The organism is uncultured Escherichia sp., assembly GCF_948475835.1.
In the GTDB taxonomy this organism is placed as follows: Bacteria; Pseudomonadota; Gammaproteobacteria; order Enterobacterales; family Enterobacteriaceae; genus ECMA0423.
In genome coordinates this window covers 1-11,146 of record NZ_CAOLGM010000139.1, presented here as the reverse complement: position 1 = coordinate 11,146, position 11,146 = coordinate 1, and the positions used below count along the sequence as shown (strand labels likewise).

Genomic DNA, 11,146 nt, shown 5'->3' with positions numbered 1-11,146 from the left:
GGGAGTACCCGCGAGTGCCGCTGATATTACGGCGCGAGCTGACCAGGAAGGCTGGAACCCTGGGTTCACGGAAAAAATGGTTGGATGGGCAAAAAAAATGGAGTCTGGTGAACGCACTGTAATTAAAAATCCTGAATACTTTTCAACATATATGCAGGAAGAACTAAAAGCACTGGTCTGAGTTTAATTTATATCAGCATAAATGGGTCAGGACGCTTTTAATCACATATAAAAAGCGTCCTTTTTCTCACAATCAAATAATCATCAGATTCTATAACGAAATCGATACGGATTAGTGTGTTACTCGTCTTCATCCTCAAAACGCGCCACGATTCGCTCGCCGGAGTGGTTGGCACGCAGCTCTTCTGCCACCAGCGCGATTGCCTGGCCGCTGCTCATCCCTTGTGCCATCAGTTCCTGGATCCGCTCGACAGCTTTTTGCTGCTGTTCATGGGTGAGTGAAGGTAAACCTGCAAACATTGTTAACTCCTGCTAAATTGTTGGCGCTAATTATTTCATGCTACCCGGCACATAGCCAGTAGAGTCAGGACTGATGAAGACGTTATCTCCCGCTGTGATTACTTTACCCTGGCGTCAGGACGCCGCTGAATTTTATTTCTCCCGCTTAAGCCACCTGCCGTGGGCGATGCTTTTACACTCCGGCTATGCCGATCATCCGTATAGCCGCTTTGATATTGTGGTCGCCGATCCGATTTGCACTTTAACCACTTTCGGTAAAGAAACCGTTGTTAGTGAAAGCGAAAAACGCACAACGACCACTGATGACCCGCTACAGGTGCTCCAGCAGGTGCTGGATCGCGCAGACATTCGCCCAACGCATAACGAAGATTTGCCATTTCAGGGCGGCGCACTGGGGTTGTTTGGCTACGATCTGGGCCGCCGTTTTGAGTCACTGCCAGAAATTGCGGAACAAGATATCGTTCTGCCGGATATGGCAGTGGGTATCTACGATTGGGCGCTCATTGTCGACCACCAGCGTCATACAGTTTCTTTGCTGAGTCATAATGATGTCAATGCCCGTCGGGCCTGGCTGGAAAGCCAGCAATTCTCGCCGCAGGAAGATTTCACGCTCACTTCCGACTGGCAATCCAATATGACCCGCGAGCAGTACGGCGAAAAATTTCGCCAGGTACAGGAATATCTGCACAGCGGTGATTGCTATCAGGTGAATCTCGCCCAGCGTTTTCATGCGACCTATTCTGGCGATGAATGGCAGGCATTCCTTCAGCTTAATCAGGCCAACCGCGCGCCATTTAGCGCTTTTTTACGCCTTGAACAGGGTGCAATTTTAAGCCTTTCGCCAGAGCGGTTTATTCTTTGTGATAATAGTGAAATCCAGACCCGCCCGATTAAAGGCACGCTACCACGCCTGCCCGATCCTCAGGAAGATAGCAAACAAGCAGAAAAACTGGCGAACTCAGCGAAAGATCGTGCCGAAAATCTGATGATTGTCGATTTAATGCGTAATGATATCGGTCGTGTTGCCGTAGCCGGTTCGGTAAAAGTACCAGAGCTGTTCGTGGTGGAACCCTTCCCTGCCGTGCATCATCTGGTCAGCACTATAACGGCGCGACTACCAGAACAGTTACACGCCAGCGATCTGCTGCGCGCAGCTTTTCCTGGTGGCTCAATAACCGGGGCTCCGAAAGTACGGGCTATGGAAATTATCGACGAACTGGAACCGCAGCGACGTAATGCCTGGTGCGGCAGCATTGGCTATTTGAGCTTTTGCGGCAACATGGATACCAGCATTACTATCCGCACGCTGACTGCCATTAACGGACAAATATACTGCTCTGCGGGCGGTGGAATTGTCGCCGATAGCCAGGAAGAAGCGGAATATCAGGAAACTTTTGATAAAGTTAATAAGATATTACGCCAACTGGAGAAGTAAGACGTGGAATACCGTAGCCTGACGCTTGATGATTTTTTATCTCGCTTTCAACTTTTGCGCCCGCAAATTAACCGGGAAACCCTAAATCATCGTCAGGCTGCCGTGTTAATCCCCATCGTCCGTCGACCGCAACCGGGGTTGTTGCTGACTCAGCGTTCAATTCATCTGCGTAAACACGCTGGACAAGTGGCATTCCCTGGAGGTGCAGTCGATGACACGGACGCATCAGTTATCGCCGCCGCGCTGCGCGAAGCTGAAGAAGAGGTCGCTATACCGCCTTCCGCCGTTGAAGTTATCGGCGTGCTGCCGCCCGTCGATAGCGTAACTGGCTATCAGGTAACCCCAGTGGTCGGCATTATCCCGCCCGATCTGCCGTATCGCGCCAGTGAAGATGAAGTCTCGGCGGTGTTTGAAATGCCGCTCGCCCAGGCATTACATCTGGGTCGTTATCACCCTTTAGATATCTACCGCCGTGGCGATTCACATCGGGTATGGCTGTCCTGGTACGAACAGTATTTTGTATGGGGAATGACCGCAGGCATAATTCGTGAGCTGGCGCTGCAAATTGGTGTGAAACCCTGACTATACTTATCTTTACATCTACAAAACACTACTTGAGACAATCATCGCAATATTAGTTAAATCGCGGTTTTTGATTAGTTTAATTCATGTGAATAGTTAAGCCAGTCGCCGCGTTCCCTCTTACACTATGCGCTGTTATTAGTTCGTTACTGGAAGTCCAGTCACCTTGTCAGGAGTATTATCGTGATTAGTCTATTCGACATGTTTAAGGTGGGGATTGGTCCCTCATCTTCCCATACCGTAGGGCCTATGAAGGCGGGTAAACAGTTCGTCGATGATCTGGTCGAAAAAGGCTTACTGGATAGCGTTACTCGCGTTGCCGTGGACGTTTATGGTTCACTGTCGCTGACGGGTAAAGGCCACCACACCGATATCGCCATTATTATGGGTCTTGCAGGTAACGAACCTGCCACCGTGGATATCGACAGTATTCCCGGTTTTATTCGCGACGTAGAAGAGCGCGAACGTCTGCTGCTGGCACAGGGACGGCATGAAGTGGATTTCCCGCGCGACAACGGGATGCGTTTTCATAACGGCAACCTGCCGCTGCATGAAAACGGTATGCAAATCCACGCCTATAACGGCGATGAAGTCGTCTACAGCAAAACTTATTATTCCATCGGCGGCGGTTTTATCGTCGATGAAGAACACTTTGGTCAGGATGCTGCCAACGAAGTGAGCGTGCCGTATCCGTTCAAATCTGCCACCGAACTGCTCGCGTACTGTAATGAAACCGGCTATTCGCTGTCTGGTCTCGCTATGCAGAACGAACTGGCGCTGCACAGCAAGAAAGAGATCGACGAGTATTTCGCGCATGTCTGGCAAACCATGCAGGCATGTATCGATCGCGGGATGAACACCGAAGGTGTACTGCCAGGCCCGCTGCGCGTGCCACGTCGTGCGTCTGCCCTGCGCCGGATGTTAGTTTCCAGCGATAAACTGTCTAACGATCCGATGAATGTCATTGACTGGGTAAACATGTTTGCGCTGGCAGTTAACGAAGAAAACGCCGCCGGTGGTCGTGTGGTAACTGCGCCAACCAACGGTGCCTGCGGTATCGTTCCGGCAGTGCTGGCTTACTATGACCACTTTATTGAATCGGTCAGCCCGGACATCTATACCCGTTACTTTATGGCAGCGGGCGCGATTGGTGCATTGTATAAAATGAACGCCTCTATTTCCGGTGCGGAAGTTGGTTGCCAGGGCGAAGTGGGTGTTGCCTGTTCAATGGCTGCTGCGGGTCTTGCAGAACTGCTGGGCGGTAGCCCGGAACAGGTTTGCGTGGCGGCGGAAATTGGCATGGAACACAACCTTGGTTTAACCTGCGACCCGGTTGCAGGGCAGGTTCAGGTGCCGTGCATTGAGCGTAATGCCATTGCCTCTGTGAAGGCGATTAACGCCGCACGGATGGCTCTGCGCCGCACCAGTGCACCGCGCGTCTCGCTGGATAAGGTCATCGAAACGATGTACGAAACCGGTAAGGACATGAACGCCAAATACCGCGAAACCTCACGCGGTGGTCTGGCAATCAAAGTCCAGTGTGACTAATACTTCTTACTCGCCCATCTGCAACGGATGGGCGAATTTATACCCGCTTTCTCGTCTGCTGTAATATTCCCCACTACACTTCCACTGTTGCGTCAGGCGTTTGTCGCCATACGCTTACAGGGTGGCCCGCATGCAAAAAGCACAACGGATCATTAAAACCTATCGCCGTAATCGAATGATTGTTTGTACGATTTGCGCACTCGTTACGCTCGCTTCGACCCTGAGCGTGCGATTTATTTCACAGCGTAACTTAAATCAACAACGGGTAGTACAATTCGCCAATCACGCTGTAGAGGAATTAGATAAAGTACTGCTTCCCCTACAGGCAGGTAGCGAAGTCTTGCTTCCGCTGATTGGTCTGCCCTGCTCTGTCGCCCATTTGCCATTACGTAAACAGGCGGCAAAACTCCAAACTGTGCGATCCATTGGCCTAGTGCAAGACGGCACACTCTATTGCTCCAGCATTTTTGGTTATCGCAATGTGCCCGTCGTGGACATTCTGGCTGAACTTCCTGCACCGCAACCACTTTTACGCCTGACGATCGACCGTGCCCTGATTAAAGGCAGTCCGGTTTTGATTCAATGGACGCCTGCAGCGGGCAGTAGCAATGCTGGGGTCATGGAGATGATTAACATCGACTTACTGACGGCAATGCTCCTTGAGCCACAACTGCCGCAAATCAGTAGCGCCAGCCTGACGGTGGACAAACGGCATTTGCTCTATGGTAATGGGCTGGTAGATTCCCTTCCGCAACCTGAAGACAATGAAAACTATCAGGTTTCTTCGCAACGCTTTCCTTTTACCATTAACGTTAATGGTCCGGGGGCTACGGCGCTGGCATGGCACTATCTTCCAACACAATTACCGCTGGCGGTGCTGCTAAGTTTACTGGTGGGCTACATCGCCTGGCTGGCGACCGCTTACCGGATGAGCTTTTCCCGCGAAATCAATCTGGGCCTGGCGCAACATGAGTTCGAATTGTTCTGTCAGCCTTTGCTTAATGCGCGCAGCCAGCAATGTATTGGTGTAGAGATTTTGCTGCGCTGGAATAATCCGCGTCAGGGCTGGATTTCACCGGATGTGTTTATTCCTATCGCGGAAGAACATCATTTAATTGTGCCACTGACCCGCTATGTGATGGCAGAAACCATTCGTCAGCGCCATGTTTTCCCGATGAGTAGTCAGTTTCATGTTGGCATTAACGTCGCACCCAGCCATTTTCGCCGTGGTGTGCTGATAAAAGATCTCAATCAGTACTGGTTTAGCGCTCACCCGATTCAGCAACTGATCCTCGAAATCACCGAACGCGATGCCTTACTGGATGTTGATTATCGGATTGCCCGCGAGCTACATCGTAAAAACGTCAAACTGGCGATTGATGACTTCGGCACCGGCAACAGTTCATTTTCCTGGCTTGAAACATTACGTCCTGACGTGCTGAAAATTGATAAGTCATTTACCGCAGCTATAGGTTCTGACGCGGTTAACTCGACGGTGACCGATATCATCATCGCGCTGGGGCAAAGACTGAATATTGAACTGGTGGCGGAGGGCGTGGAAACGCAAGAACAGGCGAAGTATTTGCGCCGTCATGGCGTGCATATTTTGCAAGGGTATTTGTACGCACAGCCGATGCCGCTACGTGATTTTCCCAAATGGCTGGCGGGCAGCCAACCGCCGCCCGCCCGGCATAATGGACATATCACGCCCATTATGCCGTTACGTTAATGCTTACTCATCTTCATCGTGCGCCGGTTGCTCTTTAACAATGCGAACCAGATCAACACGATAATCATTGGCTTCAATGATGGTGATATGCAGTGGCCCTACATCAATCACATCGCCCACACGGGGAATGTGACCATTTGCCGAGATCACGAGGCCCGCGACCGTCGCGATATCATCGTCATCGGCAAGGTGCTCAACATCAAGCGCCTGCTGCAAGGCATGCAAATCTGTACCGCCTTTTACCAGCCAGCCGTCACCATCGGTAGTGATTTCCGGCGTTTCGTCAGCGTCCGGGAATTCACCCGCAATGGCTTCCAGCACATCCAGCGGCGTGACCAAGCCTTGTACCACACCAAACTCGTTGGTCACGATAACAAAGCTCCCGCGAGCGCGACGCAGCACGCCCAGCAGGTTGATCGGATCGAGGGTTTCCGGGACGATAATCGCCGGAGACGCCGAAGCAATCGCCGCCACATCAACGCCCTCTTCCAGCGCCACCAGCAGTTCTTTAGCACGTACGATTCCGATGATTTCATCCAGTTCACCGCGACATACCGGGAACAGGCTGTGCGGTGAGGAGAGCAGCTGCTCGCGGATTTCATCGACCCCGAGATTAGCGTCAACCCAGCTTATTTCACCGCGCGGCGTCATGATCCCGCGCAGAGAACGCGACGCCAGCGTCAGTACGCCGTTAATCATGTAACGTTCTTCTTCGGCAAATGCACCTTCCGGGATCGGCATCGGCATCGGGTTATCGGCATCGTGCTGAACATTGGCCTGACGTTTCCCGCCCATCAAACGCAGGATGGCATCGGCAGTACGCGCTCGCAGCGGCAAAGTCGACTGGTGACGAATAAAGTTGCGACGCGCAATCTGGTTAAACACTTCGATGATGATCGAGAAGCCAATCGCGGCATACAGGTAACCTTTCGGAATGTGGAAACCGAAACCTTCTGCCACCAGACTCAGACCAATCATTAACAGGAAGCTCAGACAGAGCACCACCACCGTGGGGTGCTGGTTAACGAATCGCGTCAGCGGTTTGGATGCCAGCAACATAACCGCCATCGCAATCACTACCGCCGCCATCATCACCGGCAGATGGTTAACCATCCCTACTGCAGTAATTACCGCATCCAACGAGAAGACGGCGTCAAGGATGACAATCTGTGTGACGACCACCCAGAAACTGGCGTAGCCTTTACCGTGGCCGGAATCATGATCGCGGTTTTCCAGCCGTTCATGCAGTTCGGTTGTTGCTTTGAACAGCAAGAATATCCCCCCGAACAACATAATCAGGTCGCGTCCGGAGAAGGAGAAATCCATGACGGTAAATAGCGGTTTGGTCAGCGTGACCATCCATGAAATCAGCGACAGCAGCCCCAGACGCATAATCAGCGCCAGTGATAACCCCAGCAAACGCGCTTTATCGCGTTGTTTTGGCGGCAGTTTGTCAGCAAGAATGGCGATGAAGACCAGGTTATCGATACCCAGCACAATTTCGAGAACAACAAGCGTGAGTAGCCCCGCCCAAATTGAGGGGTCCATTAAGAATTCCATGACAAGCTCCTGCTTAAGGAATAGCTATTCGACGCCAGAAATAATGCAGGCGTAACGACAAAATGCAAACGAAAGGTGCGGCATAGAGAGCCAGAAAGGCAGGCGTTAAAAGGCCTGATGCTGAAATGACGTCGGTGACGATCCATACTGCGGGCTACTGCCCTATACTCCATGGTTGTTAAACGGGAGTTAAACATATCAGAGACGCCTCTGATTTGGCAAAGATTTACCTTCCTTTGCAAACGAATGTGACAAGGATATTTTACCTTTCGAAATTTCTGCTAATCGAAAGTTAAATTACGGATCTTCATCACATAAAATAATTTTTTCGATATCTAAAATAAATCGCGAAACGCAGGGGTTTTTGGTTGTAGCCCTTATCTGAATCGATTCGATTGTGGACGACGATTCAAAAATACATCTGGCACGTTGAGGTGTTAACGATAATAAAGGAGGTAGCAAGTGACCATTGCTATTGTTATAGGCACACATGGTTGGGCTGCAGAGCAGTTGCTTAAAACGGCAGAAATGCTGTTAGGCGAGCAGGAAAACGTCGGCTGGATCGATTTCGTTCCAGGTGAAAATGCCGAAACGCTGATTGAAAAGTACAACGCTCAGTTGGCAAAACTCGACACCACTAAAGGCGTGCTGTTTCTCGTTGATACATGGGGAGGCAGCCCGTTCAATGCTGCCAGCCGCATTGTCGTCGACAAAGAGCATTATGAAGTCATTGCAGGCGTTAACATTCCAATGCTCGTGGAAACGTTAATGGCCCGTGATGATGACCCAAGCTTTGATGAACTGGTGGCACTGGCAGTAGAAACAGGCCGTGAAGGCGTGAAAGCTCTGAAAGCCAAACCGGTTGAAAAAGCCGCGCCAGCACCCGCTGCCGCAGCACCAAAAGCGGCTCCAACTCCGGCAAAACCAATGGGGCCAAACGACTACATGGTTATTGGCCTTGCGCGTATCGACGACCGTCTGATTCACGGTCAGGTCGCCACCCGCTGGACCAAAGAAACCAATGTCTCCCGTATTATTGTTGTTAGTGATGAAGTGGCTGCGGATACCGTTCGTAAGACACTGCTCACCCAGGTTGCACCTCCGGGCGTAACAGCACACGTAGTTGATGTTGCCAAAATGATTCGCGTCTACAACAACCCGAAATATGCTGGCGAACGCGTAATGCTGTTATTTACCAACCCAACAGATGTAGAGCGTCTCGTTGAAGGCGGCGTGAAAATCACCTCTGTTAACGTCGGTGGTATGGCATTCCGTCAGGGTAAAACCCAGGTGAATAACGCGGTTTCGGTTGATGAAAAAGATATCGAGGCGTTCAAGAAACTGAATGCGCGCGGTATTGAGCTGGAAGTCCGTAAGGTTTCCACCGATCCGAAACTGAAAATGATGGATCTGATCAGCAAAATCGATAAGTAACGTATTGTGTTGATTATCACTCAGTTTTCACACTTAAGTCTTACGTAAACAGGAGAAGTACAATGGAGATTACCACTCTTCAAATTGTGCTGGTATTTATCGTAGCCTGTATCGCAGGTATGGGATCAATCCTCGATGAATTTCAGTTTCACCGTCCGCTAATCGCGTGTACCCTGGTGGGTATCGTTCTTGGGGATATGAAAACCGGTATTATTATCGGTGGTACGCTGGAAATGATCGCGCTGGGCTGGATGAACATCGGTGCTGCAGTTGCGCCTGACGCCGCTCTGGCTTCTATCATTTCTACCATTCTGGTTATCGCAGGTCATCAGAGCATTGGTGCAGGTATCGCACTGGCAATCCCTCTGGCCGCTGCGGGCCAGGTACTGACCATCATCGTTCGTACTATTACCGTTGCTTTCCAGCACGCTGCGGATAAGGCTGCTGATAACGGCAACCTGACAGCGATTTCCTGGATCCACGTTTCTTCTCTGTTCCTGCAAGCAATGCGTGTGGCTATTCCGGCCGTCATCGTTGCGCTGTCTGTTGGTACCAGCGAAGTACAGAACATGCTGAATGCGATTCCGGAAGTGGTGACCAATGGTCTGAATATCGCCGGTGGCATGATCGTGGTGGTTGGTTATGCGATGGTTATCAACATGATGCGTGCTGGCTACCTGATGCCGTTCTTCTACCTCGGCTTCGTAACCGCAGCATTCACCAACTTTAACCTGGTTGCTCTGGGTGTGATTGGTACTGTTATGGCAGTGCTCTACATCCAACTTAGCCCGAAATACAACCGCGTAGCCGGTGCGCCTGCTCAGGCAGCTGGTAACAACGATCTCGATAACGAACTGGACTAACAGGTGAGCGAAATGGTTGATACAACTCAAACTACCACCGAGAAAAAACTCACTCAAAGTGATATTCGCGGCGTCTTCCTGCGTTCTAACCTCTTCCAGGGTTCATGGAACTTCGAACGTATGCAGGCACTGGGTTTCTGCTTCTCTATGGTACCGGCAATTCGTCGCCTCTACCCTGAGAACAACGAAGCTCGTAAACAAGCTATTCGCCGTCACCTGGAGTTCTTTAACACCCAGCCGTTCGTGGCTGCGCCGATTCTCGGCGTAACCCTGGCGCTGGAAGAACAGCGTGCTAATGGCGCAGAGATCGACGACGGTGCTATCAACGGTATCAAAGTCGGTTTGATGGGGCCGCTGGCTGGTGTAGGCGACCCGATCTTCTGGGGAACCGTACGTCCGGTATTTGCAGCACTGGGTGCCGGTATCGCGATGAGCGGCAGCCTGTTAGGTCCGCTGCTGTTCTTCATCCTGTTTAACCTGGTGCGTCTGGCAACCCGTTACTACGGCGTAGCGTATGGTTACTCCAAAGGTATCGATATCGTTAAAGATATGGGTGGTGGCTTCCTGCAAAAACTGACGGAAGGGGCGTCTATCCTCGGCCTGTTTGTCATGGGGGCATTGGTTAACAAGTGGACACATGTCAACATCCCGCTGGTTGTCTCTCGCATTACTGACCAGACGGGCAAAGAACACGTTACTACTGTCCAGACTATTCTGGACCAGTTAATGCCAGGCCTGGTACCACTGCTGCTGACCTTTGCTTGTATGTGGCTACTGCGCAAAAAAGTTAACCCGCTGTGGATCATCGTTGGCTTCTTCGTCATCGGTATCGCTGGTTACGCTTGCGGCCTGCTGGGACTGTAAGACTGTTGTACACTACCGGGGCCTTTTGGCCCCGTTTTTTTATCTGGAGGATTAATGACAATCACGGACCTGGTACTGATTCTTTTCATCGCCGCACTCCTGGCCTTCGCGATCTACGATCAGTTCATCATGCCCCGCCGTAACGGCCCCACCCTGCTGGCAATTCCTTTGCTCCGGCGTGGTCGCATCGATAGCGTTATCTTCGTCGGATTGATTGTCATTCTTATCTATAACAACGTCACGAATCATGGTGCGTTAATAACGACATGGTTATTAAGCGCACTGGCTCTGATGGGTTTTTATATATTCTGGATCCGCGTTCCGAAGATCATCTTTAAACAAAAAGGTTTTTTCTTCGCCAATGTCTGGATTGAATATAGCCGAATCAAAGCGATGAACTTGTCGGAAGATGGCGTGTTGGTGATGCAATTAGAACAGCGTCGGCTGTTAATCCGCGTTCGAAATATCGACGATCTGGAAAAAATTTATAAGCTTCTCGTTTCAACTCAATAAGTTATGAATTTAGCCAAAGCTATGTTTAGTGTATTTTTAATAATCAGACATAGCTTAGGCTATATTACCTCTTCCCTTATTTGATATTTATTTTAACGTTTCATTGATATATAAATCTAAATGTAAATCGTTATCAAT

12 protein-coding genes are annotated in these 11,146 nt (G+C 50.6%); 9 read left to right on the top strand and 3 right to left on the bottom strand.

Annotated features, from left to right (window positions below; genetic code table 11):
* A partial coding sequence (locus QZF50_RS20215; protein WP_268604062.1) for a DUF1889 family protein occupies positions 1-181 on the top strand: 181 nt, incomplete at its 5' end.
* 119 nt (positions 182-300) lie between these two features.
* Here the strand turns inward: QZF50_RS20215 and QZF50_RS20210 are convergent.
* Positions 301-480 carry a YoaH family protein gene (locus tag QZF50_RS20210; RefSeq protein WP_000457334.1) on the bottom strand — a complete coding sequence of 60 codons (180 nt, stop codon included), beginning with the start codon at positions 478-480 and terminating at the stop codon, positions 301-303.
* A 73-nt stretch (positions 481-553) separates the two neighbouring features.
* Here QZF50_RS20210 and pabB point away from each other — a divergent pair, with 73 nt between their 5' ends.
* The 4 genes from pabB to QZF50_RS20190 all read left to right on the top strand — a co-directional run bounded on the left by pabB (position 554) and on the right by QZF50_RS20190 (position 5,774).
* Positions 554-1,915 carry an aminodeoxychorismate synthase component 1 gene (gene pabB / locus QZF50_RS20205; protein ID WP_000854972.1) on the top strand — a complete coding sequence of 454 codons (1,362 nt, stop codon included), beginning with the start codon at positions 554-556 and terminating at the stop codon, positions 1,913-1,915.
* 3 nt (positions 1,916-1,918) lie between these two features.
* Positions 1,919-2,497 (top strand): CoA pyrophosphatase, encoded by a 579-nt coding sequence (locus QZF50_RS20200; protein WP_000456725.1) that lies wholly within the window; start codon positions 1,919-1,921, stop codon positions 2,495-2,497.
* Between the two features lie 183 nt (positions 2,498-2,680).
* Complete coding sequence (sdaA, locus tag QZF50_RS20195; RefSeq protein WP_000624298.1) at positions 2,681-4,045, top strand: L-serine ammonia-lyase; 1,365 nt, start codon at positions 2,681-2,683, stop codon at positions 4,043-4,045.
* Positions 4,046-4,175: 130 nt separating this feature from the next.
* A complete protein-coding gene (locus QZF50_RS20190) occupies positions 4,176-5,774 on the top strand; it encodes a cyclic diguanylate phosphodiesterase (protein ID WP_001295494.1) in 1,599 nt (532 codons plus the stop codon).
* A gap of 3 nt (positions 5,775-5,777) precedes the next feature.
* On the opposite strand, the gene yoaE is transcribed toward QZF50_RS20190, so the two are convergent.
* Positions 5,778-7,334: a CNNM family cation transport protein YoaE gene (gene yoaE / locus QZF50_RS20185; RefSeq protein ID WP_000394987.1), complete on the bottom strand. Its 1,557-nt coding sequence runs from the start codon at positions 7,332-7,334 to the stop codon at positions 5,778-5,780.
* A complete protein-coding gene (gene yoaL, locus QZF50_RS20180) occupies positions 7,322-7,480 on the bottom strand; it encodes a protein YoaL (RefSeq protein WP_269212562.1) in 159 nt (52 codons plus the stop codon). The genes yoaE and yoaL overlap by 13 nt, the downstream gene beginning before the upstream one ends.
* Before the next feature lie 316 nt (positions 7,481-7,796).
* On the opposite strand from yoaL, the gene manX reads away from it, so the two are divergent.
* From manX to QZF50_RS20160, 4 genes are all read left to right on the top strand, one after another.
* Complete coding sequence (gene manX, locus QZF50_RS20175) at positions 7,797-8,768, top strand: PTS mannose transporter subunit IIAB (RefSeq protein ID WP_000150543.1); 972 nt, start codon at positions 7,797-7,799, stop codon at positions 8,766-8,768.
* Between the two features lie 62 nt (positions 8,769-8,830).
* On the top strand, positions 8,831-9,631 hold the full coding sequence (gene manY, locus QZF50_RS20170; protein ID WP_000406926.1) for a PTS mannose transporter subunit IIC: 801 nt from the start codon (positions 8,831-8,833) through the stop codon (positions 9,629-9,631).
* A 12-nt stretch (positions 9,632-9,643) separates the two neighbouring features.
* Positions 9,644-10,495 carry a PTS mannose transporter subunit IID gene (gene manZ / locus QZF50_RS20165; RefSeq protein WP_000228655.1) on the top strand — a complete coding sequence of 284 codons (852 nt, stop codon included), beginning with the start codon at positions 9,644-9,646 and terminating at the stop codon, positions 10,493-10,495.
* Between the two features lie 54 nt (positions 10,496-10,549).
* On the top strand, positions 10,550-11,008 hold the full coding sequence (locus QZF50_RS20160) for a DUF986 family protein (protein ID WP_000156255.1): 459 nt from the start codon (positions 10,550-10,552) through the stop codon (positions 11,006-11,008).
* The last annotated feature ends 138 nt before the right edge of the window (positions 11,009-11,146 follow it).

What these genes read in the sequence shown, in the direction of transcription:
- pabB (WP_000854972.1), top strand. Translation starts at nt 554, where the DNA reads ATGAAGACGTTATCTCCCGCTGTGATTACTTTACCCTGGCGTCAGGAC.
- yoaL (WP_269212562.1), bottom strand. Translation starts at nt 7,480, where the DNA reads ATGGATCGTCACCGACGTCATTTCAGCATCAGGCCTTTTAACGCCTGC.
- manY (WP_000406926.1), top strand. Translation starts at nt 8,831, where the DNA reads ATGGAGATTACCACTCTTCAAATTGTGCTGGTATTTATCGTAGCCTGT.
- manZ (WP_000228655.1), top strand. Translation starts at nt 9,644, where the DNA reads ATGGTTGATACAACTCAAACTACCACCGAGAAAAAACTCACTCAAAGT.
- QZF50_RS20160 (WP_000156255.1), top strand. Translation starts at nt 10,550, where the DNA reads ATGACAATCACGGACCTGGTACTGATTCTTTTCATCGCCGCACTCCTG.
- QZF50_RS20210 (WP_000457334.1), bottom strand. Translation starts at nt 480, where the DNA reads ATGTTTGCAGGTTTACCTTCACTCACCCATGAACAGCAGCAAAAAGCT.
- QZF50_RS20190 (WP_001295494.1), top strand. Translation starts at nt 4,176, where the DNA reads ATGCAAAAAGCACAACGGATCATTAAAACCTATCGCCGTAATCGAATG.
- yoaE (WP_000394987.1), bottom strand. Translation starts at nt 7,334, where the DNA reads ATGGAATTCTTAATGGACCCCTCAATTTGGGCGGGGCTACTCACGCTT.